This window comes from Eubacterium sp. 1001713B170207_170306_E7 (genome assembly GCF_015547515.1).
Taxonomy (GTDB): Bacteria; Bacillota; Clostridia; order Eubacteriales; family Eubacteriaceae; genus Eubacterium.
In genome coordinates, this window is sequence record NZ_JADMVE010000004.1 from 228,656 (window position 1) to 253,960 (window position 25,305).

21 protein-coding genes are annotated in these 25,305 nt (G+C 48.5%); 5 read left to right on the forward strand and 16 right to left on the reverse strand.

Translation table 11 applies throughout. The annotated features are described in order from the left end of the window. Positions 1-16 precede the first annotated feature (16 nt). The 7 genes from cooS to I2B62_RS11775 all read right to left on the reverse strand — a co-directional run bounded on the left by cooS (position 17) and on the right by I2B62_RS11775 (position 9,124). Positions 17-1,912: an anaerobic carbon-monoxide dehydrogenase catalytic subunit gene (gene cooS, locus I2B62_RS11745; protein WP_195269265.1), complete on the reverse strand. Its 1,896-nt coding sequence runs from the start codon at positions 1,910-1,912 to the stop codon at positions 17-19. 204 nt (positions 1,913-2,116) lie between these two features. Then, complete coding sequence (gene acsE / locus I2B62_RS11750) at positions 2,117-2,902, reverse strand: carbon monoxide dehydrogenase/acetyl-CoA synthase methytransferase subunit (RefSeq protein ID WP_013381869.1); 786 nt, start codon at positions 2,900-2,902, stop codon at positions 2,117-2,119. 122 nt (positions 2,903-3,024) lie between these two features. After that, positions 3,025-4,371, reverse strand: coding sequence for an acetyl-CoA decarbonylase/synthase complex subunit gamma (acsC, locus tag I2B62_RS11755; RefSeq protein WP_195269266.1), 1,347 nt, complete (start codon positions 4,369-4,371; stop codon positions 3,025-3,027). A gap of 19 nt (positions 4,372-4,390) precedes the next feature. Beyond that, positions 4,391-5,326: an acetyl-CoA decarbonylase/synthase complex subunit delta gene (acsD, locus tag I2B62_RS11760; protein WP_195269267.1), complete on the reverse strand. Its 936-nt coding sequence runs from the start codon at positions 5,324-5,326 to the stop codon at positions 4,391-4,393. 311 nt (positions 5,327-5,637) lie between these two features. Beyond that, on the reverse strand, positions 5,638-6,294 hold the full coding sequence (locus tag I2B62_RS11765) for a DUF3786 domain-containing protein (RefSeq protein ID WP_195269268.1): 657 nt from the start codon (positions 6,292-6,294) through the stop codon (positions 5,638-5,640). 13 nt (positions 6,295-6,307) lie between these two features. Next, positions 6,308-8,233 (reverse strand): corrinoid activation/regeneration protein AcsV, encoded by a 1,926-nt coding sequence (acsV, locus tag I2B62_RS11770; protein WP_195269269.1) that lies wholly within the window; start codon positions 8,231-8,233, stop codon positions 6,308-6,310. 120 nt (positions 8,234-8,353) lie between these two features. After that, positions 8,354-9,124 carry an AAA family ATPase gene (locus I2B62_RS11775; protein ID WP_195269270.1) on the reverse strand — a complete coding sequence of 257 codons (771 nt, stop codon included), beginning with the start codon at positions 9,122-9,124 and terminating at the stop codon, positions 8,354-8,356. A gap of 350 nt (positions 9,125-9,474) precedes the next feature. Here I2B62_RS11775 and cls point away from each other — a divergent pair, with 350 nt between their 5' ends. Continuing rightward, a complete protein-coding gene (gene cls, locus I2B62_RS11780) occupies positions 9,475-10,953 on the forward strand; it encodes a cardiolipin synthase (RefSeq protein ID WP_195269271.1) in 1,479 nt (492 codons plus the stop codon). Between the two features lie 40 nt (positions 10,954-10,993). Here cls and I2B62_RS11785 read toward each other — a convergent pair whose 3' ends face one another. The 8 genes from I2B62_RS11785 to uvrC all read right to left on the reverse strand — a co-directional run bounded on the left by I2B62_RS11785 (position 10,994) and on the right by uvrC (position 20,255). After that, on the reverse strand, positions 10,994-12,265 hold the full coding sequence (locus I2B62_RS11785) for a dicarboxylate/amino acid:cation symporter (RefSeq protein ID WP_195269272.1): 1,272 nt from the start codon (positions 12,263-12,265) through the stop codon (positions 10,994-10,996). 13 nt (positions 12,266-12,278) lie between these two features. Further along, positions 12,279-13,145, reverse strand: a complete 867-nt coding sequence (gene rfbD / locus I2B62_RS11790; protein WP_195269273.1) for a dTDP-4-dehydrorhamnose reductase — start codon at positions 13,143-13,145, stop codon at positions 12,279-12,281. 37 nt (positions 13,146-13,182) lie between these two features. After that, positions 13,183-14,400, reverse strand: coding sequence for a peptidase T (pepT, locus tag I2B62_RS11795; RefSeq protein ID WP_195269274.1), 1,218 nt, complete (start codon positions 14,398-14,400; stop codon positions 13,183-13,185). Positions 14,401-14,502: 102 nt separating this feature from the next. Beyond that, positions 14,503-15,576 (reverse strand): peptide chain release factor 1, encoded by a 1,074-nt coding sequence (prfA, locus tag I2B62_RS11800; RefSeq protein WP_195269275.1) that lies wholly within the window; start codon positions 15,574-15,576, stop codon positions 14,503-14,505. 29 nt (positions 15,577-15,605) lie between these two features. Beyond that, complete coding sequence (locus I2B62_RS11805; protein WP_195269276.1) at positions 15,606-16,466, reverse strand: DegV family protein; 861 nt, start codon at positions 16,464-16,466, stop codon at positions 15,606-15,608. Positions 16,467-16,612: 146 nt separating this feature from the next. Continuing rightward, a complete protein-coding gene (locus tag I2B62_RS11810) occupies positions 16,613-17,368 on the reverse strand; it encodes a phosphatase (RefSeq protein WP_195269277.1) in 756 nt (251 codons plus the stop codon). Further along, complete coding sequence (hprK, locus tag I2B62_RS11815; protein ID WP_195269278.1) at positions 17,365-18,360, reverse strand: HPr(Ser) kinase/phosphatase; 996 nt, start codon at positions 18,358-18,360, stop codon at positions 17,365-17,367. Before hprK ends, I2B62_RS11810 begins: the two co-directional genes overlap by 4 nt. Next, entirely contained in the window at positions 18,357-20,255 is a 1,899-nt protein-coding gene (gene uvrC / locus I2B62_RS11820; protein WP_195269279.1) for an excinuclease ABC subunit UvrC, read from the reverse strand. Before uvrC ends, hprK begins: the two co-directional genes overlap by 4 nt. A 125-nt stretch (positions 20,256-20,380) precedes the next feature. On the opposite strand from uvrC, the gene I2B62_RS11825 reads away from it, so the two are divergent. The 3 genes from I2B62_RS11825 to I2B62_RS11835 all read left to right on the forward strand — a co-directional run bounded on the left by I2B62_RS11825 (position 20,381) and on the right by I2B62_RS11835 (position 22,591). Continuing rightward, positions 20,381-20,635 (forward strand): hypothetical protein, encoded by a 255-nt coding sequence (locus I2B62_RS11825; RefSeq protein ID WP_038352903.1) that lies wholly within the window; start codon positions 20,381-20,383, stop codon positions 20,633-20,635. Between the two features lie 141 nt (positions 20,636-20,776). Then, entirely contained in the window at positions 20,777-21,433 is a 657-nt protein-coding gene (locus I2B62_RS11830) for an HAD hydrolase-like protein (RefSeq protein ID WP_195269280.1), read from the forward strand. Between the two features lie 93 nt (positions 21,434-21,526). Next, entirely contained in the window at positions 21,527-22,591 is a 1,065-nt protein-coding gene (locus tag I2B62_RS11835; RefSeq protein ID WP_195269281.1) for a DUF2776 domain-containing protein, read from the forward strand. Between the two features lie 96 nt (positions 22,592-22,687). Here the strand turns inward: I2B62_RS11835 and fsa are convergent, their stop codons facing one another. Then, complete coding sequence (fsa, locus tag I2B62_RS11840; protein ID WP_195269282.1) at positions 22,688-23,341, reverse strand: fructose-6-phosphate aldolase; 654 nt, start codon at positions 23,339-23,341, stop codon at positions 22,688-22,690. 335 nt (positions 23,342-23,676) lie between these two features. On the opposite strand from fsa, the gene malQ reads away from it, so the two are divergent. Then, positions 23,677-25,200 carry a 4-alpha-glucanotransferase gene (malQ, locus tag I2B62_RS11845; protein WP_195269283.1) on the forward strand — a complete coding sequence of 508 codons (1,524 nt, stop codon included), beginning with the start codon at positions 23,677-23,679 and terminating at the stop codon, positions 25,198-25,200. Positions 25,201-25,305 lie beyond the last annotated feature (105 nt).

Below are 25,305 nucleotides of genomic sequence, written 5' to 3' on the forward strand. Positions count from 1 at the left end.
AAATTATTCAGTATAATTAAATTCCCAGTTTTGTTCTCTTGTCTTCAATATCGGCCATGATTAATTCAGCAGCCTTAACTGGATCTGATTCAAAGACATAAGCAGCGCCAGTCCATTCCTTAACACCTTCGGTCATCAGCTTCATGAAGTTTTCACTTCCGGAAACATAAGGCATAACACCAAGATAAGTATTTAAACCACTTGATACTACATAAGATGCGATGGCAACAGCCTTTTCAGACATGTATTCAGGTGCGGCACCAACTACCGGCAATTCAGCGATATCAACGCCTCTTTCATTCGCTACTAATGTAACCAGGTGAAGGATACGGCTGATATCAACACAGGAACCCATATGTAATACTGGAGGAATATTTGCTCTTTCGCAGGCTTCTTTTAAACCACGGCCGCAAAGTTCTTTTGCTTCCAGTTTTAAAAGACCAGCTTTAGCAGCAGCCTGAGCTGCACAACCAGTAACAACGCAGATAACGTCGTTTTTAATTAATTCTTTCATCAATGTGATGTGGGCATAGTCATGTTCGACCTTTGGATTGTTACAACCAACAATACCGGCAGCGCCTCTTAAAACGCCGGCCCAGACTAAGTCGCCTAAAGGTTTAACGGTACCTGTCACGTCGGTCTGAGAGTTAACAACACGGTCTAAAGCGCCGATGGTTGTTTCTACAGAATAACCAACAATGGTTTCAGATTTCAGTTCTGGTACGTCAACTTTGGAAGCGTCTCTGTTTTTGAAGTTCATTACAGCTGTTTTGATCACTTCTTCAGCACAGCTCAATGGATCTTCTTCATTAAATTCAATATACATGTCTCCGGCAATTTTTGCTTTTGGAGATGTACTGATAAAACGTGTATGGTAGCTCTTAGCTAATTTTGGCAGTGCAGGGAAGATACACTGAACGTCTACAACAGCAACTTCAACGGCGCCTGTGATAATGGCCATTTCCTGCTGGTAGAAGTTACCGGCGATCTTAATCCCGTGACGCATGGTCATTTCATTACCGGTACAGCACATACCGACAACGTTGATGCCCTTAGCGCCCTGTTCTTTTGCCATTTCAAGCAGTTCTGGGTTTTTAGATGCAACTGCGATCATTTCAGCCAGGTTCGGATCATGTCCGTGGAGCATGATATTTACCTGTTCAGGATCAATAACACCTAAGTTGGATTCAGAAGCTCTTTCCTTTGGAATACCGTACATGATATCGGAGAATTCGGTACCGATCATGGAACCGCCCCAGCCATCAGACATACTTGTTCTTAAAGAACGTCTTAAAATGGATTCAGGATCACTTGCGCAACCCATATGGGTGGAGTGCATTAAGGTAACAACTTCCTGGTCAATGGCTCTGGGCGCGATGTTTTCTCTGTCCCAGATTTCCTGACGGGATTTTGGCGCTCTCTTTAAGAAATTCTGTGTTCCGAAAGGTTTACCAAATTCCATCAGTGCTTTTTCGGCCAGTTCGTGAGCCAGAGCATAGGTTTCTTTGGTGTCTGTGTCTTCCAGACCCCATTCGGCAGCGATTCTTCTCAGCTTGCCTTCTTCTCTGATTTTGAAAGGACCATCTTCAGAAGAATGGTACATGGCATGTACGATATCACGCGCATGGTCAGAGTGGGCAGATGTACCACCACAGCACATTCTCGCAAAGTTTCTGGCAACGATGGTGTCTCTGTCCGCACCACAGATACCTCTCTGAGCGCCTTTATCTGGTGACGGGCTTACACGGCAGGGACCCATAACGCAGATACGGCAGCAGATACCGCCTTCACCAAAACCACACTGGGTTTTTAAGGCAGCTTTTCTGTCCCACATGGTTTCAGCGCCATCTTTTTGAGCTTTTTCGATTAAAGCTTCAGCTATAACATCAAATTCTAACAATTCATTGCTCATATTTAATTTACCTCTCCTAGTAATTTACTCACATTGCAGCAGCTTTGTAAAAATTTCTACTTTACAAAAACACTTTATTATTGTAGAATAATAAAAGCGGCAACGCAAATCAGTCATTTATTCAATATGGGCTCCTAAAGCAACGTTTCTTTCATTTTTCAGAATGAGCGTTACTTTAGGGGCTTGTTTTTTTATTAACTTCTCTTAGAATTCCAGAACGGAGTCTGCGTATAAGATATTATTTTTGATAATATCACAGGCTACAACAGTTTCCATTAAGCGTTTGTCGCAAGGATTAATGATTGCGCTGGATAAACCGCAGCACATTGCCATTGCCATCATTGCGCTGTCGAGTAATGGTCTGATGTGTTTTGGAGCACCGTTGGAAACATTACTTAAACCACAAGTTGTCAGCAGACCCATGTCTGTGATCATCTTAACGGCTTCAAGCATTTCTTCCTGTTTGTCCTGCATACCCTTGATAACAAGTGCCAGTGGGTCAAACAGCATATCGGTTGGTTCCATGCCATGTTCCATCCCTCTTTCAAGGAGTTCAGAACAGTAAGCGATACGTTCGTCATTGTCAGAAGGTACACCTTCTTTAGAGCATAAGCAGATGCAGGCAGCATCGTTGGCAGCAGCTAAATCCAGGTAACCGATACGGTCGCCGGCATCAGCGGAGTTAACGAGTGGCTTGCCTTTTTCACGGTTATAAACCTGAATACCCGCTTCGATCGCTTTCATGTTAGCGGTGTCGAGTGCCAATGGAACATTGTCAAAGTTTTCCTGTAACAATTTAACGCCCCACTGCATTAATTCTTCACCGTCTTTTTCAGCAGGTCCGATATTCAGATCCAGGTAATCTGCACCAGCGTCCAACTGTTCTTTTGCTCTCTGCAGGATTGGTTCAGGATTACGTGTTTCAAATGCTTCGCGCATTGCTGGAGAAATACAGTGAATTCTTTCACCGATAACCATAAATTTTGCCATAATGTTTCCCCTTTCGGATTATAAAATATTTTTGGATAACCCGCAGCCGGGAGCCCCCGCTGCCAGCTGCGGAAAAGTTTCAATTCGTATGAATGACAGAGATTCGCCGTTCAGCGCAGAGCTTAGGCAATACCCATTAAATCACGTAAGAATTTCGGGATCTGCATTGCTTCTGTCGGTCCGACAATAACTTCCCAGTCTGGAAGCGCTTCAGCAACGTCGCCCTGTAATACAGCAACCTTACCTGGTAAGATAAGTTTTCTGCATTTTGTCTTGTCAGCAATGCCGCTTTCCTTGATGAAATCAGAGATAACGGAAGCACCGAATTTACCGGCAGCCCAGGCTGTAAGAACAGAGTAACCGCCAGCATCTGGAATAGCCAGGTAAGCAGGAACCTTAGAGCGTTCGATTTCGCCGGAAACTACGAAGTAGGACAGCGCGAAGTCAACGGTAACCAGTACAGGTGCGTTGTCGTCAGCTTTATTGAATTCGTAGATGGTCGGTTCGACACGCATTGGTTTCTGAGGATCGGTAAAGATGTTTTGTCTTAAGCCGAACAGCGGCAGAGCCTGTTTGAAATCCATATCGCTCATTACGATGATGGAGCCATAGCGCAGAACAAAAGCAGAAGCTAAGGCAACTTCCATCTGTTCGCAGCAGGCAAGCTTGTTAACAAATACAACTGAAGGATAGCCGAAGGTTCTGTCATCGCCCTTCAGAGTGTTGGTACGGATGGTTACAGCGTTGTTGTAAGCTTCTTTGACAGAGCTGTCGCCAACGTTCAGAACCAGGTTCTTGTAGCCAGCGGCTTCAATTTTTTCAACAACGTCATGTAATTCTTCGATTGAACCGGCAGAAACGCCCAGTACAACGTCAGCAGCTTTGGCAACTTCTACCATCGCGTCGGCGTTTGCAGGGGTAGCGCCCATTAAGATACCCTTAGCAGCCTTGATTGCTTCAGCGGCTTCCTTAGCCACATCAACATCTTCTACAACTGCCATTGGCACACGGCCCAGTTCGATCACTTTAGCGATCAGGTCTAAGAATTTAGCCTTGTCAGCAGCATAACGTACAGAAGCGACTTCTACACACATTAATTCGCCGATACGGTCATATTTAACAGCTTCTAAATGCGCTACCTTCTTGGCGATTTCATCGTCAGAATCGGCATCTGAGAATTCAACTGCGAATAAAGCCTTGCTGACATAAGTTTTTTCATGTCTGAATAATACGGTTTCGCCGCCCAGAGCACATTCTGTGTCGCCGGTTCCGATCTTGATTGTTTTCATCGGAGGAGCGGTAGCTTCAGATAACTGAGCTTTAGCTTCGTCTGTAATATACGGGCATTTGTCAATTTCTGCAGCGCCAGCGGCTACTTTCATTGAGAATGCCATACATGTAGGGAATCCACATTCCTTACAGTTTTTCTTAGGAGTCAGTTTAAAAATATCTAAACCTTTTACTGCCATTTTTTTGCGCCTACCTTTCCTAACCTACTAACTCTTTGATAAAGTTTTTAATCACTTTAGCTGATTCCGGATGTTTAACAATAACAGCGTTTGAGCCGCCGATTAAGCAAGAAGCTGCAGTGGAAACTTCCATAGCGATACCACGTTCTTCCTGATTTCCCCATTCAGGAGCTTCTTCTTCAGTGAATACGGCTTCTTTTACGCCCCAGGCTTCGTCGCCGACATTGGTCATGATTGGCATCTGCAGGTCGGTATCGTTCTGGCCTAAAGCAGCTAAACGGATACGGTCCATTGTAGAAGCAACATATTCAAAACCATAGCCAACAGCCGCGGTTCCAACATCCATGATGATGTTTCCGCCGTCAACACCTAACTGTGTCAACAGGATATTTAACTGTTTTGCAAGGTTGATATCAACAGCAGACTGGCCGGATACTTTGTGGCCGTCAGCATTACCTGCTACGCCAACAGATTTGTAGTTATCTTCAACAGCTGAGAATAAAACAGCGTTTTTGCCAGACAGCGCCTGAGAAACCTTAACCAGTAAATCACCGTCTTTTTCAGCGTTGTTGCAGCCGGCAATAACCAGCGGAAGATCGACAGCCGCTTCGACAGCTTTAGCGATCTCAACACATTCTTCAGATGATTTGTTAGCGCCGTTAGGATCGGCACTGATTAATTTTAACGCAATAAACTGTGCGTCTGTATTGTCCTGTACATATTTTGCCCATGCTGCAGGATCCTTTACGACATCACCGTAAGCGTCAACCAGACATTTTTCCCAATCTTCTGGGTAACTGTCTAAAATTTCGACACCAACAACCGGTGCGTTTCCTTCACCACTTAAAAATGGTAATCCTTTTTCTCCTCCGAGGGTAATCGCTGCATCTCCAACACCAATTACACACTCATTGATCTTGCCACTAAACTTTTGTTCTGCTTTTTTGAATGGCATTTCCTCGTTACCTCCTAACTCGTTCTTGTTAGTATTTTTTTATATTTCAAAGCCCGGAATCGTTTTGTGAACATGACAAATTCCGGTTGCTTTAAAATTTCAATTGAAAATAAACCGGTGTACACAGACTTGTATATATAAGTATACACATATACTACTATCTTGTTATAAGTTTGTCAAACATTTTTCGACCAAAAACAAAAATTTACCCGTCTTTCTAAAGCTTTTAATTCGCAGTTATTTAGTAGGTTTAAATGATTTCATGAAACCCCTGAAAACGTCCCCGTAAATAAATGCGTTATTACTATATTTTACAGGTTTTCCTCCGCTTTTGCCAGCCGTTTCAGAGCCGGGATAAAAATATCTCCCATGACCGCCAGGTCCTCGGCGTCAAAGCCTGAGGTGATATTGCTGTCGAACAGAATCTGTGCTTCCGGCGGGAACTCATCGTCCCCCAGCCAGAGAATCACGGTCAGATACATGTTGTTGATAAACTCAAACCGGTAGGATAAATCCCCATGCTTTTTGGGCTCCGCGTTCAGCTTTTCCATGGCCCGCTTCAGACCTTCGACGTCGTAGTTGAAGGTAAAGGCAAAGCGCTTAAGGCAGCGGCCCTCAAAGCTTTTAAAATAGTGGTTCCCCCCCGAAATATCCCGGTATGCGATGGTGGTGCCCATGGGCGGTACGCCCTGGGCGTTAAGCAGATAACGCAGGATCATGGTCATAGGCTTGTAATCGTCAAAGGCGCTTCCGTCTTTTAAAAGCACGTCGCCTTCAGGGTATTTCACTCTGTACACCTCACCCATCAGCGTTACAGTAAACATCTGTGTTTCGGGGTCATAGGGACAGGTGGACCGCTCCGCCATCTCCAGCGGGTCCTTATCTTTTATCAGATTTTTATAATGATCATAGGGCAGCTTGTCTTTTCGCTTTTCTTCGATGGCTGCTTCTATTTCAGAATTTAGCATTGGTTACCTCTGTCTATTTTTGCAGGCTTGGGAACAGGCTCATATCCGTATGCGGGATAAAGCAGGCCGATATGAAGGCGTCCATATAAGCAGGGTGAACACTGAGCTCCATATAAGTCATATTCTGTCCAATTTCTGCGATTTTTTCTTTTCCCTCAGCCAGTGTCAGGGCCAGATAGCACCCCTGCATTGAGCTGTTTCCAATATAGTAGTACTTGTCAACCGGGATATCCGGGAGCATTCCCAAAGCAATGGCGTTTTCGATGCCGAGATTGCTGCCGATTCCTCCGGCCACATACACATTTTCAAGCACCTCAATCGGCATATCCATGCTTTCCATCAGGGTGTGGATGGCTGAGAACACAGCCCCCTTTGCCTTGATAAAGCTGTCGATGTCAATCTCTGTGATGTAGATATCCTTGGCACTGCCGTCCAGCTCCTTTGAGCAGACAAAGTAGCGCCCAATGTCGTATTCGTCAAAGGCGATCCGCGGATTGCCGATATCCTTGCTGATACGGCCCTTGCCATCAATAATGCCGGTCCGCTTCATCTCGCAGATAAGGTCGATGATACCGGAACCGCAGACGCCTACCGGCGCTTCTCCGCCAATGGTTGAAAAACTCGCCTTTAATGTGGCGTCGTCAATTTTGACTTCTTCAATGGCGCCTGGAACCGCGCGGGTCCCGCAGCTGATTTCTCCGCCTTCAAAGGCCGGGCCTGCTGAGCAGGCGCAGGTCATCATAAAGTCCTTATTGCCAAAGACGATCTCGCCGTTGGTCCCAAGGTCCACCAGCATGGTAAATTCTTCCTGAAGCCAAACCGGAACAGCGAATACGCCAGCGGTAATATCGCCCCCAACATAGCTTGCCACCGATGGCGCCAGGTAGACCCGGCCCTCGGGATTGATGCGGATACCGATTTCCGTGCTCTTCATTTCAGGAATCGTATTGACACCGGGAATAAAGGGCTCCCGTCTCAGATGATCTGGATTGATTCCCAGCAGCAGATGGGTCATGGTCGTGTTGCCGGCCGCGCACATCTCATAGATGTCATCTGTGGTAATCCCGGCGGACTGAACCATCTGGCCGATCAGCGGATTGATGGTTTCCTCAATAATCGCGTCCCGCAGCTTTCTCAGGCCGCCGGGCTTTTCGGTATAAACAATCCGGTTGATGACATCGCCGCCGTATTTAACCTGAGCATTTCCCATGGAGGCCTTGGAAACAATTTCGTTGGTATCCATATTGACCAGACAGGCCGAAACAGACGTTGTGCCGATGTCCAGGGCCACCCCGTAGAGAGCGCAGGTACATTCCAGACAGGAACGCACATCCATGATCTCAGCAATATCGCCGCGCTTCAGGTAGACGACCTTAATCTTAAAGTTATTTTCCCTGAACGCGTCCGGGAATTTCCTGAGAACGTCCAGGCTTACCTGAATATCGGCATAGCCCAGAGTCTGGCGGAAATAACGCTTCAGCCGGTCCTCATCCGCGAGATTGTCGTCGTTGGTAGGCTCTGGCAGCTCGATAATCTCACAGCACAGGCGGTTGGAATCCGTCATCCCCATCTTTAGCATCTTTTTCCGCACATAGCGGATGTTTTTGCTCTCATTTTCAGACAGGTCCGTAATCTGCATTTCATTCTGGAAAGCCGAGGCCAGATCCGGCACATTCACCTCGATGTCCTCAACAATTTCAGAGCTGCAGGCCAGCACCCAGCCGTCGGCAATTTCCTCATCCGTCAGGCGGGTCAGTGACAAGGCGGCTACCTTGCCCTTTGTAATCTGAACCTTGCACTTCCCGCAGGTTCCACTGCCGTTGCACGGTGTGTCGATCATAATTCCGGCTTTCCGCGCCGCTTCCAGGAGATTTTCTCTTTGTCCCGCTAAAAACTCTACCTGCCGTTTCCCCTTAACGACAAACACTACTTTATGCATACACGCCTCCTTGTTCTGTTAACCTTTGCAAAATAGTCATATGCATGATCTTATTTCAAAGCAGAAGCCGCCACTCCTCTTCGGCGGCTTCTGCCAGTGCACTTAATCAAGAAACCAGAACTACTTGATTTCCAGCTTATCAATGATTTCACGGACCGCCTTACGCGCTGCTGAGTCCTCTGGAAGGGTCACGAGCGGCTTGCCGTATGCGTCGTATTCAAACACCTGCTGGTCCATCGGGATAACGCCCAGAAGATCCAGCCCCTGCTTTTCAATTTCTTCCGCGGTGCCTTCGTTGAGTTCCCCGTTTGGCGCACGGTTGACAATCAGCTTGATCACTGGAATCCGTAGGTTCAGCTCCTCAGCCAGATCACGGATTCTGGCAACAGCCTGAATCCCGCGGCGTGAACAGTCGCTGACTAAAAGCAAAATATCCATTCTTCCCATGGTACCGCGGCTGATGTGCTCCATCCCTGCCTCGTTGTCCATGATGACATAGTTATAGTTTTCGGATAAACGGCCAACCTGTGTTTTTAAAAGGCCGTTGACAAAGCAATAGCAGCCTTCGCCCTGGCTGCGGCCCATGACCAGTAAATCGTAGCCGTTCCCTTCAGAAACAGCCTGGTTCAGGCGCAGTGTCAGAAAATCCCCCTTGGTCATTCCCGGCGGCAGCTGATTGCCGTCCATTTCTGCGTGGTTGACCTCTTCCTTAATGTGTCCGATGGTCATTTCGACCTCTTCACCCAAAACTTCGTTCAGGTTGGCATTTGAGTCGGCGTCCACCGCCAGAATCGGTCCCTTGCCCTGTTCTACCAAATATGAAACCAGCATACCTGTAAAGGTTGTTTTTCCAACACCGCCCTTACCGGCTACTGCAATATTAAAAGCCATAATACGCTCCTCCTTAATTGAAATTTCAATTTCACCCAGCCTGTTCCACAGGCTTTTTAAAGCGTGAACTGATGGATCGTTATTTTTTTAACAAGTAAAAATCTTAAACTTGTATATATAGGTATTAACATGCCTATCATAACATATTGAGAACCATAACACAATGTAATATTTTGTCCTGTAAAGCCGGGCTTAAGGCTGTGTTGTTCTACAAAAAGAACAAATTAACACCTGCTTTTCCCGCCAAAAGCATCCAGACAAAAATACTTTTATTATCGCCTTTTAACATCTTGTAAAAAGTGCTGTATATGGTATACTTTCAGTATCATTACAGCCATCAGGAGAATCATATGACTTTTTCTTTTTTTACCCTCGCCAGCCCTTTCTCGGTTTTTGTGTTTATTGTGAATATCCTGTTCAGCTTCACGATTATCTTTCTCGAGCGCAAAACACCGCAGAGCACCTATGCCTGGCTGTTGTTTTTATGGATTATTCCAGTTTTGGGATTTGTGTTTTACCTTTTCTTTTCCCAGAACCTGACAAAGCGCAAAATCTACCGTTATAACACGCCGGAGAACGAGCAGTATCAGCTCCTGCTGCGCCGGCAGAAAAAAGCCCTGGTCGACCGCCAGCGGATCGCAAAAAACAAAACCATCGCAAAAAAATACCATTACAACATCGAGTACCACCTCAATGTCAGCCACGCCCTTTACACCGACAATAACAGCATCGACATTTTTACCGACGGACACGATAAGTTTGACGCCCTGTTTGAAGCCATCGAAAACGCCCGCTCCACCATTCATATCGAGTATTATATCATTAAATATGACGGTCTCGGCCGGAAATTTATGGAGCTGCTCACCAAAAAGGCCCGGGAGGGTGTGGAGGTCCGTCTTCTCTTTGACGAAATGGGCGGGCGCTACATTCCCAGGAGCGCTTTAAAGGAGCTTGAGGCCGCTGGCGGCCAGTACGGCATTTTCTTTCCCTCCCGGCTTCGCTTTATCAACCTCCGCCTGAACTACCGCGATCACCGGAAAATCGTCATTATCGACGGCAAAACCGGTTTTATCGGCGGCTTTAACGTTGGCGACGAGTACCTGGGACTCAAGAAAAAAATGGGCTACTGGCGGGACACCCACCTCAGAATCGAGGGCTACGCCGCCTACGAGCTCCAGATGCGCTTTTTCCTCGACTGGCGCACCAGCGGCAACAAGGCCAGGCTCAACATCAACTCCGAAAATATCCACCGCTATTTCCCCTATATGGAAAACTGTGAGGGCTCAGGCATTCAGATTGTTTCAAGCGGCCCCGACGACCCTAATCAGGTCATTAAGCAGGGCTTTATCCGGATGATCACCAACGCTGAAAAATACATTTTAATCCAGAGTCCCTATTTCGTTACAGACGAAAGCATCATGGAGGCCCTGAAGATCGCCCTGTTGTCCGGTATCGACGTACGGATCATGATCCCCAACAAGCCGGATCATGTCTTTATTTACTGGGCCACCCTCTCCTATGTGGGCGAGCTCATAAAATACGGCGCCAGGGTTTACATTTACGACAACGGCTTTCTCCATGCCAAGGTTCTGGTGGTGGACGACCAGATTGCCGCTGTTGGCTCCTGTAATTTTGATATTCGGAGCTTCAGCCTCAATTTTGAAACCAATGCCTTCATCTATGATCCGGAAATTGCTGTCAAACTGCGCGATATTTTCTACCGGGATATTGAAAAATGTATTTATTATGATACCCAGGCTTACGAAAAGCGCAGCCGCATCATTAAGGTCAAGGAATCCATCTCCCGCCTTTTTGCGCCGCTGCTGTAAAAAAACAGGATGTACCGCTTGATTCGGCACATCCTGTTTTTTATTTTTTGCGGTAAAAGACTTCCCGGTTCACCGCCTTATCCTGAGACGCGACAATCGTCGTACAAACCGCGTCGCCCGTAATGTTCACCGCTGTTCTGGCCATATCCAGAATACGGTCGATCCCCATAATCAGGGCAATGCCCTCAATGGGCAGCCCGATGGAATTAAAGACCATGGACAGGGTTACCAGCCCGACTCCCGGCACACCCGCTGTGCCGATGGAGGCCAGGGTGGCCGTCGCAATAACCGTCACATAATCCGGTATCCCCAGCGGAATCCCAAAGGCCTGGGCTGCAAAGACAACGGCTACCCCCTGCATAATGGCCGTACCATCCATGTTTATGGTCGCCCCAAGGGGAATGGTAAAGGAGGAAATTTTGCGCGACACGCCCATCTCCCGCTCCAGCGTTTCTATGGACAGCGGAATGGTCGCATTGGACGTTGCCGTCGAAAAGGCAAAGCCCATAACGGGCAAAAACTTTTTAATAAAGGTGATGGGGCTGAGACCGGTAAAGCCCTTGAGCATTCCCTGGTAAACCACAAAGCACTGGATGCCAAGGGCCAGAAAAACAGCCAGCATGTATTTGAGCATTGGCAGAAACGCATTAAAGCCGATTCCCGCAAAGGTTTTTGCAATCAGGCAGAAAACACCAACTGGTGCCACCTTCATGACCATTGTGGTCATTTCCATCATGACGTCGTTAAACTGGGAAAAGAAATTGGAGACAAGGTCTGCCTTTTCCCCAAGCTTAGCCAGAATAATACCAATCAGCAGCGCAAAGACAATGACCTGAAGCATATTTCCTTCGGCCAGACCCTGAATAGGATTTTTCGGGATAATATTCAGCAGCGTGTCTGCAAAGCTCGTCTTTTCCACCACTCCCGTTTCTGCCTGCTGAATCGAAGAAATATCCAGCCCCAGGCCGGGGTTGATCAGGCTTGCAATGGCAATGGCCAGCGTAACAGCCACAGCAGTGGTGAAAATATAAAAGCCAATGGTCTTGACCCCCACCTTGCCAAGGGTCTGGGTATCTCCAATGGCGGAGCTGCCGCAGATCAGCGAGCAGAACACCAGCGGAACGACAAGCATCTGCATAAGGCGGAGAAAGCCGTTTCCAAGCACGTAAAAAATACCGTTGATAACAACCGTATCCTTAATATAACCGCCGGGAACCAGATAGTGGAGCAGTATTCCTGTAACGGCTCCTGCCAGCAGCGCGATAAAAATCCAGGTTGTCAGGCCAGGCTTTTTTCCTTTATTTTTCTTCATACACGTCCTCCTGTCATAGGGTGTCCCGCTTCAGCGTTTCCATAAAATCGCGGATGGCGTCTTCCCACCGCGGCATCTGGTATACTTCCGTCATGTACATCATCATATTTTCCAGCACAGTATAGCTGGGATATGGAAAAAACTGGCTGGTCATTTTTGAGACGGTTGCGTCGATCGGCACATCCTCCATACCCGCCAGGCGCAGGATTTCCTTGGCAAAATAAAACCGGCTGCACACGCCCTCGCAGGCAGCGTGGAAGACGCCGTACTCCCTTGATGAAAGCAGGCGGACAATAAATTTTGCCAGCTCTGCCGCACTCGTCGGCGAGCTTACCTGATCGTTCGGAACCTGGAAGGGCTCACCCTTTCTGGCCATCTCCAGAACCCAGAACACAAAATTATTGCCGGTTCGTCCATAGATCCACGAGCTCCTGATCACCAGATGGCGGGGGTTCAGCTCCCGCACAAAGCTTTCGCCCGCCAGCTTGGACTTGCCATATACCGTTACCGGCTTTGGTGTGTCGAACTCCGTATAGGTGCGCTGGCCCATCCCTCCAAAGACATCGTCAGTGGATATCTGTATAATCTTTGCCCCGATTTTCCGCGACGCAATGCTCAGGTTCCGCGCGCCAAGGGCGTTGGCCTTGTACGCCTGAACCGGCTCATCCTCACAGGCTCTGACATCGGTCATCGCTGCGCAGTTAATGACCACATCCGGACGGTTTATGTCTGCGTACTGCATCACTGCGTCCAGGTCTGTAATATCCACATCCCTGTCCGTTGTCAGAATATCTCTGGCCTCATCCTCAAGGGTTCTGTAAAGGGTATGGCCCAGCTGCCCCTCTGCTCCGGTAATCCATATACGATCATTTTCTAACATCGCCACCGCTCCTTTTCGCAATTTTATTTTGGGTTTCCTAACTGTAAATTTCCACCAGACGTTTCAAAAGTGCGACCACTTTTTCCATGGACTGTACCGGAATGTACTCAAAACGCCCGTGAAAATTGTGTCCGCCTGTGCAGATATTCGGGCACGGCAGTCCCATATAGGAGAGACGCGCGCCGTCGGTGCCGCCTCTGATGGCCGTCACTTTAGGTTTTATACCCACATCCTCCATGGCTTTCTCAACATTATGAACCAAATGGATATGGGGTTCAATTTTTTCCTTCATGTTATAATAGGAGTCGGAAAGAAGGTACTCAAAGCTTCCCACGCCATACAGTTCATTGAGATAATCACAGATTTTCACAGCCCGTTCCTTGCGCTTCTCAAATTTTTGCCGGTCGTGGTCACGGATAATATAGGTCATCTCAGCCTTTTCCACACTTCCCTCAAACTGGTCCAGGTGATAAAAACCCTCATAGCCCTCTGTGTGCTCAGGTGTCTCACAGGCTGGCAGCATTTTCTGAAATTCCATTCCCATGAGCAGTGCGTTTTTCATTTTGTTTTTAGCGCTTCCGGGATGGGTGCTGACCCCGTTAACTGTCAACCGCAAACTGGCCGCGTTAAAGTTCTCATATTCCAGCTCACCCAGCTCGCCGCCGTCCACGGTGTACGCAAAGTCTGCGCCAAAGCCCTCCACATCAAAGTAATCAACGCCCCGGCCGACCTCCTCGTCCGGCGTAAAGGCAATTTTTATGGCCCCGTGGGGCACTGTGTGGTGCACGAGGTAGTCGCAGAGCGTCATGATCTCAGCCACCCCCGCCTTATCGTCTGCGCCCAGAAGGGTGGTGCCGTCTGTCACGATAATATCCTGGCCCTTGTAGCTCAGGATTTCCGGATAATCCTCTGTCTTAAGGACGATATTTTGCGCTTCATTCAGTAAAATATCGCCTCCGTCATAATTCTCGACAATTCTGGGCCTGACATTTTTCCCGCTCACTGCGCTGGAGGTGTCCATATGTGCGATCAGCCCGATGGCGGGCAGCTCCTGGTCCGTTGTAGCTGGAATGGCTGCGTAAACATAGCCATAGCGGTCCATGCGCGCGTCCTCTACGCCCATTTCCTTCAGCTCCTCCACCAGCACCGCTGCCAGATTCTTCTGTTTTTCGCTGCTTGGAAAGCTGTCCGCGTCCGGCACGGACTCTGTATCCACCTGGACATATTTTAAAAACCGGTCTGTTACTGTGTTCATTTTTCCTCCTGTAATTAAAAAAGGCATCACATAAGAGATGCCTTTAAATGCCAAAATCTGAGAGACGGAGCCATTTACCGCAGCGCCTCTGTTCCGCTGCCTTTATTCACCCTGCTGCTTCAGCTTTTCTGCCTGGTCACTGGTAATCAGGGCATCGACCATCTCGTCAATTTCACCATCGAGAAAAACCTCCAGCTGGTAAACCGTCATACCGATACGGTGGTCGGTCACACGGCCCTGCGGGAAGTTATAGGTACGGATACGCTCACTTCGGTCACCGGTGCCCACCTGGCTTTTACGGTTTTCGGCAATTTCGCTCTGCTGCTTCTGCATCTCAATTTCAAAAAGGCGGGCCTTCAGAACCTTCATGGCCTTTTCTTTATTTTTCAGCTGGGATTTTTCATCCTGACAGGTAACGACCATCCCTGTGGGCTCGTGGGTAATACGAACCGCGGAGTCGGTGGTGTTTACACACTGTCCGCCGTTTCCGGAGGAACGGTAAACGTCGATTCTCAGGTCATTGGGATTGATGTCGATCTCGACATCCTCAGCTTCCGGCAGCACAGCGACTGTGGCGGTGGAGGTATGGATACGCCCGCCGGACTCCGTACTCGGAATACGCTGGACGCGGTGAACCCCGCTTTCGTATTTCAGACGGCTGTAAGCCCCGCGGCCTTCGATGGAAAAGGTGATTTCCTTAATCCCGCCGATATCCGGGATATTGGAGTTCATAATCTCTGATTTCCAGCCCTGGCGTTCCGCGTAGCGGGTAAACATTCTGAAAAGGTCTCCGGCAAACAGGGCGGCTTCGCTTCCGCCCGCGCCTGCGCGGATCTCAACAATAACGTTTTTGTCATCGTTGGGGTCCTTTGGCAGCAGCAGAACCTTCAGCTCGTCCTCGAGGGCGGCCTTCTTTTCGGTCAGCTCGTCCAGCTCAGCCTTGCACATTTCTTCAAAGTCCTTGTCAATGCTTTTGTCGGACAGCATTTCCTTGCTTTCCTCAATGCCCTCAAGGGCTTTTTTATATTCATTATAACGGTTGATAATCGGTTCGATATGGGCATGCTCCTTCATGAGCTTCTGCCACTGTGCCTGATCGGCGATAATATCAGGGTCTGCTATTTTTTCATTGAGCTCCTGATATTTACTTGATAAAAAATCTAACTTTTCTAACATGCTATTTTTCTGTTTCTCCTCTATTACGCTTATTTCACTTCATCGAAGAAAAATACGGCCAGTGTTCCCGGGCCCGAGTGGGTACCGATAATGGGCGCCAGCGGCATAATTTTAAAATTGTCGGTCTTGAACTGCCTGCTGGCAAGCTTCACAAAGCTTTCAACCAGAGGCATATTATCCGCGTGGGTGATGTAGATGGTCTGTTCGTCCAGCTTGTCGCCCTTTTCTCCGATGTATTCCACCATTTTTTTCAGAAGCTTTTTCTCGCCCCGCGCCTTGTCAAGCTGTCGCAGCTCACCATTTTCGTCAACGTCCAGCAGGGGGCTGATCTTGAGCATGTTTCCGACAATGGCGGTTCCCTTGTTCAGGCGTCCGCCGCGGTACAGGTACTCCAGATCGGTCACTGTGAAAACATGACGGATATGCGCCGCATAATAGCGGCTCAGCTTTACCAGCTCTTCCATACTGGCCCCGTTCTGTGCCGCTTCGGCTACCTCACGCACAATCAGGCCGAGGCCTCCCGTTACCGCCTTGGTGTCAAGCACCTCGATATCCGCGTCCGGATACTTTTCCAGCACATCCCGCTTTGCCAGCATCGCCGCCTGGTAGGTACCGGACAGGCCGCTTGAAAAGCTGAGGTAGATAAAGGGCTCGGACGCCTCCGCCAGCTCGGTGAACCGTTTCACAAAATCCGCATAGGGAATCTGCGAGGTCTTGTAATGGACGCCGCGGCGCATTTTGCCGTAGAGCACCTCGGGCGTGATCTCGATCCCGTCCAGGTAGGTTTTTTCACCCTCAACGACGTATAAGGGCATCAGCTCAACATCATATTTCTCCAGCGTTTCCACCGGCATGTCGCAGGCCGAATCGGTTAATATTTTTATACTCATTGCTTTCCTCTCTGCATTATTTTAATTTACCACTGCAACTGTCAACGCTGCCCGCAGTTTTATGATACAAGGTATCCGTTTTGCGGGCAGCGGCAGATTCTCTTTATATTCTCAATTTATTATTGTAACATAAAAACAGTGTTTTGTTAAAATAAATCTTCTGCATCTTTTCTGGGATCAGCAAAAAGCCTGCGCCCCTTGGCCTCGAGGTAATCGGTCAGGCGCTTCGTATCCAGATTAATGATCAGCTCGTCCGGGAAATCCGCCTCGTCCAACGCCTTGTCTGCATAGGGAAAATAACCAATGTCGGTACAGAAATGGGTGTCGGTTCCCAGGATAACCGGAATATCCAGCTCCTTGCAGCGCTTGGCGATGGCCACACAGTTTGGCTTGGAACCGTGCCGGATAAAAAATGAGCCGTTATTGATCTCAATGAGGGTATCCTTCCGCTTCGCCTCCTGCAGAATCGCCTCATAGTCAAGCTCATAGCTCGGATTGCCAAGATGGCAGATAAAATCCACCAGCGGATTGTTAATGGCGCCGAGAACCGCCGAGGTGTTGTCTGCCTTTGAGCCCGGCGCGATACAGGGCTCATGCAGAGATGCGGAGACAATCTCGAGACGCCCCGCAATTCGCTCAGACACATCAATGGTGCCGTCCTTGTCCATAATATTGGATTCCATTCCCTTCAGCACCTTCACGTTATTGATCACCGGCGGAATGACCCGGTAGTTGGCAAAAAACATTTCGCCGGGGGATCCGGGAATCTCTGGCCCGTGCTCTGTCAGGCAGAACATTTCAAGCCCTCTTCTCGACGCTGCTTCAACCAGTTCCATCAATGTGCAGTAGGCATGGCCGCAGGCCAGTGTATGTGTATGTCCGTCGAGTACGTATTTTCTCACTTCTGTTCCTCCTTAAGCGCTTTCTGCTTTTCTTTTTCTTCCTGTTTTTTACGCGCTTCCGCAACCTCTTCATTGTGCTTCGCGACCTTGTCGCAGAAAATCTGGGCCGAACGGAATCCCAGAGCCTTCATACGGTTGTTGATCGCAGCGGTTTCAATGATTACGGCCAGGTTTCGGCCTCCCGAAACCGGGATGGTTACCAGCGGCACCTCGATCCCGAGGATATCCTGGGTTTCTTCATCCAGGCCAAGGCGGTCGTAGGGAGAGGTTTCGTCCCAGTTTTCAAGCCTGATGACCATGTCCACCTCTACCGCCTGCTTAACCGCCTTTGCGCCGTACAGGGTTCTCACATCAATAATGCCAATGCCCCGAACCTCCATATAATACCGCAGCATTTCAGGCGCTGTGCCGCTCAGCACACGGTCCTGATGGTTGCTGACCTCCACCACGTCGTCGGCGATCAGGGTGCTGCCCCGCTTCACAAGCTCAAGGGCTGTCTCGCTTTTGCCGATACCGCTGGGCCCTGTGATCAGAACGCCCACACCGTGGACCTCCACCAGAACACCGTGCATACTGATCATCGGCGCAGTTTTGCGGTCAATATAGTCAATTAAATGGTAAAAGAAAATAGAGGTTTTTTCCTTGCTTCTGAGCAGAATACGCCCGTGCTTTTTAGCGGCCGCCTCAAAAATCTCGGCCTCCGGCAGATCCCAGCAGATAATCACACATGGAAAATCATAGGAAAAAAAGTCGTCGATGCGTTTTTCCCGCAACTTGGGGTCAAGGCTCAGCAGGTAGGAGGTCTCAACCTTCCCGATAATCTGGATACGCTTGGCGTCAAAATATTCATAGTAGCCGTGAAGCTGAAGCCCTGGCCGGTTCAGCCCGCTGTCGTAAAGGTCAAACTCGTCGACCGGGCTGTAAATTTCCTCAAGATTCAGATCCTTACAAAATTCCCCAAGATTCATACATCCTAAAGATTCTTCGTTCATTTATTCTCTCTCTTTTCTTCAGATTTTGTTTTATGCTTTTCATCATTGAAATAGTCAAAAACCGCCTGGGCTGTTTTATCGCTCATCCCCGGCAGTGTTTTAAGCTCCTCCAATGTTGTTTTCTTCAAATTATTAAGGCTGCCGTAATGCCGCATCAGCAGCTCCCGGCGCTTCTTTCCAATACCCGGAATTTCCTCCAGCCGGGATTCCAGCATTCCCTTTTTACGCAGTGTCTGGTGATACCCCAGAGCGTAGCGGTGAACCTCCTCCGATATATCGCTCAGAAAGGTGCACAGCGGTGTGGATTTCTTCAGCGGATATTCCTCATCCTTGTAGATGATTCCCCGAATTCTGTGGTGGTCGTCCTTTACCATGCCGCAGACCTCGATATGAACGTCCGGGTACATCTGTAAAATGCTCCGGACCGCGTCGACATGGGTCTTTCCGCCGTCGATACAGAACACATCCGGGAAGGGCAGAAAGCTGCTTTTCTTAGGGTCTTTCCCCTCCTTCTGCTCCTTGATCCCCCGCTCAATGCGCCGGAAAATCATTTCCTGCATACTAGCGTAGTCATTCTGTCCGTCCACTGATTTTATTTTAAACCGCCGGTAGGCTTTTTTGTCGGGCCTGCCCCCCTGGAATACCACCATACCGCCCACATTGTCGGTGCCGCTGATATTTGAAATATCATAGGCCTCGATTTTTTCGGGTGTATGGTCCATTCTGAGCAGATCCTTGAAAGCGTCCAGCCGGCTCTTTTTCTTTTCTTCCTTCTGGCGTTTTTCAAGCTCATACTGCTTGAGGGTGAGCTCCGCATTTTCTTCTACCATCCGCGTCATTTTTGACTTCTGTCCCTTTTGGGGCTTGGTCAGGATTACCTTTGCGCCGCGCAGCTCGGCCAGCCACTGGGCAATGGTGTCCTCCTCATCCTTAAGCAGAGGCGCGCCCAGAATAATTTCCCTGGGAATAAAGGGCTTTGAGGAGTAGTACTGCTTGACAAAGGTTGTCATAATATCCTCCGGAGTGGATTCCTCCACACCCTCGAGAAAGGTGTGATCCCTGCCCAGCATTTTACCGTCGCGGACGTTAAAGACCTGGACACAGGCCAGATCATCGTCCTTCGCAAAAGCGATAATATCCTGATCCTGCTGGTTGCTGACGATAATTTTCTGTTTTTCCACAATATGCTGAATACCGTAAATCTGATCTCTCAGCTTCGCGGCCAGCTCGTAATCCATATTCTGGGAGGCCTCGTTCATTTTTTCCTCAAGGGTCGAGACCAGCTCCTTATCCTTTCCGTTGAGAATGGAGAGGATATCGCTGATATAGGCCATGTATTCTTCCTTTGGCACATTGCCCTGACAGGGGGCGCAGCATTGGCCGATATAATAGTTGAGGCAGGGCCGTCCGCTCTTTTCCCCAAAGGCCACCTTTCGGTTGCAGCGCCGCAGGGGGTACAGCTTCCCGATGGCCTCAATGGTTTTCTTTACCGCAAAGCTGCTGGTAAAGGGGCCGAAATATTTGCCGCCGTCCTTTTTGTGCTCCCTGGTCATAATGACCTTGGGGTACTCATCCTCCAGCGTAACCTTGACGTAGGGATAGCTTTTATCATCCTTTAACAGGATATTGTATTTGGGCCGGTGCTCCTTGATCAGGTTGCACTCCAGAATCAGGGCTTCCAGCTCGCTGTCCACCACAATGGTCTCAATATCACAGATATGGGATACCAGCGTGACGGTTTTGGGCGTCAGGTTTTTGGAATTTTGGAAATACTGCCGGAGGCGGTTCCTCAGATTGATGGCCTTTCCGACATATATAATATCACCCGCGGCGTTCTTCATCAGGTAAACACCGGGATTTTGCGGGATGTCTTTTAGTTTATTGCGATCGTACATGTCTATTCCTGAATTTTTTTAAGATTTTTCTACTTTTTGCCAAGAAATACTTTTATTTTTCATACCATTTGGTATAATCTATCTATAAATAATGCAGTTACTTATACACGAAAGGATGTGTTCCTATGTTTGAAACAGTTATAATCGATGGTCAGAACACCATTTTGTCAAACGGCAGCTTCGAAGTTAAGATCATTCCTAAAATATACGGCGGCTACACCTTAACCAAGACAGTCAAGGATGATCCGCTTGATATCATTGAAATCCGGGATATCCGCCTGCCGCTCTCTGAAAAAGAAATCATCCGGGAAGCCAAGGCCCTTTTAAGACAGAGCTATGATTCCGTAGACTTTAACAATTATAACATACAAACCATTTAAACAATACCCGGCAGGGTTAATTTTTAAAATCTGAAAACGTCACAGGCCGCTGCACTCAGGTGTAACGGTCTTTTATTGTCATTGCGCCCTTTCTTTTTACTATGGTATAATTAAGCATCCCATAAGATAAGGAGTTCATTTATGAAAGATTACGCTGCGATTATTTTCGATTTGGACGGCACGCTGCTCGATACCTCCCAAGGTATTTACAACGCTGTCCGCGCCACTGAGAAGATCATGCATTTTACACCGGTCGATGACGCGGTCCTTCCCGAGTATGTCGGCCCGCCGACCCTCTTCTCCTATAAAAAGCACTATGACATCGACGATGACACCGCCAAGAAGGCTGTTGTCCACCACCGTAAATACCAGAGCGAACAGGGCGTAAGGGAAGCGCGGCCCTACGACGGCATGGCTGACCTGCTCGCAATGCTGAAGGAGTCCGGTCATAAGCTGGGCGTTGCCACCCTCAAGCGCCAGGATATTACAGAGGCGACGCTGGCGGCCGCCGGGATGCTAAACTGCTTTGATTCCGTCAGAGGCATTGACATGGCAGAGTCCCTGACCAAGTCTGATATCATCAACCTGGTACTCGAAGATCTCCAAATCCAGCCAGAAAACGCGGTTCTCATCGGCGACAGCGCCTATGACGCCATCGGCGCCGCCCAGAGCGAGGTGGATTTTATCGGCGTTGAGTACGGCTTTGGCTTTAAAAACGCTCAGGAAATCGAGGCCTACCACCCTGTTTTTATCGCCTATTTCGTCGATGATCTCATCCGTTTTTTTGACCGCTGCTAGCACCTTAAGGTTTTTGATAAAAAAAGATACTCAGCTCCTCTAAAGGGTATATAAGTTACCGGCATTCAACTTTATCCTTTGGAGGTTTTTATTATGAATTATTTTATGAGTATCTTTTTCAGGCTCATTCCCCTTTTAATGGGGGCAATCTGTTTTAGCTACGGCATCTATGTCACTACCCTCGGAACCGCTCTGGGTTCCAGCTATCTGGTGGCCGGCCATGTGCTGATCTCACTGACTGCCATCTGTATCGCGCTGTACTGCACAGCCGCTACTATTATCCGCCAGCTCATCAACCGGTACAATAACTTTTTTAAATGGTTTTTACCCATTCTCGGTTATACTGTCAGCCTGTTTACGGTCGGCATGGGAATCTATTACTGGAATCTTCATACCATTAACACTGCTTACTTTGTTTCTGGCAACATTATCTTCGGCGTTGGCCTGATCGCGTGCTGCGTCACCACTGTGGCCACCTCCTCTACCCGTTTTCTTTTTATCCCGGCCAACTCAAACAAGCTGCAGCCCGGCGACAAGCCTCAGGGCGCTTTCAGTGAAAACGCAGCGAAAATCCTCATTGCCATTCCGGCATTCTGCGCCCTCGTAGGACTGATCCGCAGCATCGTGCTGATTTCGGCTGGTTTGAACTCTGAATACTTTGTCGCCGGCCATGTTCTCTTTGGCACCTCCCTTGTCTGCGCCAGCCTGATCGCGCTGGTCGCTTCGGTAGTCCGTCAGATACAGAATACCTTCACCGACAAAGAGCGTTGGAAATGGACAATTTTTGTTTTAATTCTGGGCTCCATCAACGTTATTCTGGGCATTGGCATTCTGCTGGTTCAAAAAACGCCGGCATGGATCGCTCCGGGCTGGGTTCTGATCGGTCTTGGGTTTATCTGCTACAGCATCTCCAGCAAGGTCATTCTCCTCGCCTCTGTCTGGCGTCAGACCTTCTCGCTGGCCAAGCGTATTCCGCTGATCCCGATCATCACCACGCTCTTCTGTCTCTTTACTGCGGCCTTCCTCTTTGAGGCAGAGCTCTTCAACTCGGCCTTCTTTGTTCCGGCCCGCGTCATGATCGGCCTCGGCGCCGTCTGCTTTACGCTTTACTCCATTGTTTCGATTCTGGAATCCGGCACCTCCGGCTCCAGCGAATAACCGGAAATAACGTATATTAAGAAAAACCCGGCTGAATGCTCAGCCGGGTTTTTCTTAATATGAGGTTAATATTAAAATTTAAAATGGGGTCGTAATTTATTCTCCGAAAGCAGCTCGATAGTCTGCCTGGAATTTTTCAATTCCCTGATCCGTTAAAGGATGCTTGGTCATCTGCATGATAACGCTAAAGGGCACGGTCGCAATATCCGCGCCGGCTCTCGCACAGTCGATCACATGGATTGGGTTGCGGACGCTGGCAGAGATGATTTCCGCGTCAATTCCCTGAATATCAAAAATTTCCGCGATGGTTTCAATCAGATCCACGCCCGGTGTGGAGATGTCATCCAGACGGCCCAGGAAGGGGGAAACATAAGCGGCGCCGGCTCTCGCTGCCAGCAATGCCTGCGCGGCGGTAAAGATCAATGTGACATTAACCTTGATTCCTTCGGCGGACAATGCCTTAGTAGCCTTCAGGCCTTCTGCTGTCATCGGAATTTTGACAACCATATTTTTATGAATTTTAGCAATTTCCCGGCCTTCAGCGATCATTGTCTCAGCGTCTGTGGTGGTTGCCTTAACCTCGCCGCTGATGGGTCCGTCCACAATTGAAGCAATTTCTGCGATAACTTCATTGAAATCACGGCCTTCTTTGGCAATCAGGGAAGGATTGGTTGTAACACCGCAGATAACACCCATATCATTTGCATTTTTAATATCTTCTACATTAGCAGTATCCAGGAAAAATTTCATTTTAAGCCTCCATTTTTTACTTGAATTTCAAAATAATCAGTATGGTACATTTTATTAAGTAAGCAAATTATTTTTACATAATTAAAAATAATTATATCTTTATAACAAAACAACCCTGTCTATACATACAGTATATAATGATATTAAGCCATTGTCAAGGCATTTAAGTATTTAATTTCACTTTTTAAATCATTTTTATTTATGTAAAAATAATGGTTTTATGATTTCTTTTGCCCATCCAAAAAATCATCGTGCAAACATTTACAAGTATTGACTGGTATGATAAACTATTAAAGTCTCAAATACTTATATTATTTAAAATGAGAGGATTTATCATGACCTTTAAACGATCAAGCGGTATTTTAATGCATATTTCGTCCCTTCCCGGTAAGTACGGTATCGGGACCTTTGGCAAAGAGGCCTGCTCTTTCATCAATCTTTTAAATAAAATGGGCTTTACCTACTGGCAGACCCTTCCTCTTGGCCCGGTAGACAAATGCCATTCGCCCTATAAAAGCCCCTCTGCCTTTGCGGGCAATCCCTTTTTTATCGATCCCGAAATCCTGGCGGAACAGGGGCTGCTGACCCAGGACGAGCTGAATGCCAGCGAATACAGCCAGCCCTACAGCGCTGCCTACGAATGGCTTGATGAAACCCGTCCCGGTCTTTTTCGGAAGGCTTACAGCCGCATTGATGATCAGATAAGAGCTGACATCAGGGCTTTCGAGGATGAGGAACGCCACTGGCTTCCCGATTACGCGCTCTATATGACTCTGAAAGAACGGTTTGACGGGCAGGACTGGTACCAATGGGAGGATGTGGGGCTCCGGGACCACCACACCGAGGCTCTGAACGAAGCCCGGGAAGCTTACGCTGAAGAAATCCTGTTTCATGAGTTCCTGCAGTACGAATTCACGAAACAGTGGAATGCTGTAAAGTGCTGCGCCAACGACCACGGCATCCAGATCATCGGCGATATGCCCATCTACGTCTCTCTGGAAAGCTCAGATGTCTGGGCACACCGGGATCTCTTTGATCTCGATTCCGAGGGCCGCCCAAACCATGTTGCCGGAGTCCCGCCCGATTATTTCTGCTGCGACGGCCAGCTGTGGGGCAATCCCCTCTATAACTGGCCGGCCATGAAGACCTCTGCTTACAAATGGTGGATCGACCGCATCGGCCGCTCCCTCGAAATCTACGACGCTGTCAGGATCGACCATTTCAGAGCTTTCTCTGCCTATTGGGCGGTCGCAGGCACCGCCAAAACCGCGCGTAACGGCAGGTGGCTTGACGGTCCGGGCATGGATTTCTTCAACGCGGTTTTTAATGCCTTCGATTTTAAGGAGCCGCGCATCATTGCCGAAGACCTCGGCGTCATGGACGAGGGCGTCATGAATCTTCTTGAGAAAACCGGTTTTCCCGGTATGCGTATATTGCAGTTTGGCTTTATTGAAGACGGTAATAACCATCATTTGCCGCATAATTATGTGGAAAACAGCATTGCCTATACCGGTACCCACGACAATAACACCCTGCTCGGCTTCCTGTGGGAGCTCCCCCCTTATAAACGCGACTATGCTTTAAAATACGTCAATTACGCCTGCAGCGGCAGCGAATGGCAGGAAGGCGGTCCTCAAAGCCCGTCCTGCCGCCACTTTATCCGCTGCCTGTGGCAAAGCTGCGCCAGCCTCGCGGTTCTGCCGATTCAGGACCTCTGTGGTTTTGGCGGGGACACGAAAATGAACTGCCCGGGCTGCGCCGACGGCAACTGGAGTTTCCGCATTACCCACGATGCTCTGGATACCATTGATACCTCCTGGATGCGCTCAATGAATGAAATATACAAACGCATCCCCTGATTCAATCCCTCGACAAAGAGCAGATTTTATGGTAAAATCGTTATCATACAGGGCGTGAATTGAGCATTTTCACCTTCTGTAAACAGTTTTCAATATTTTATAGAG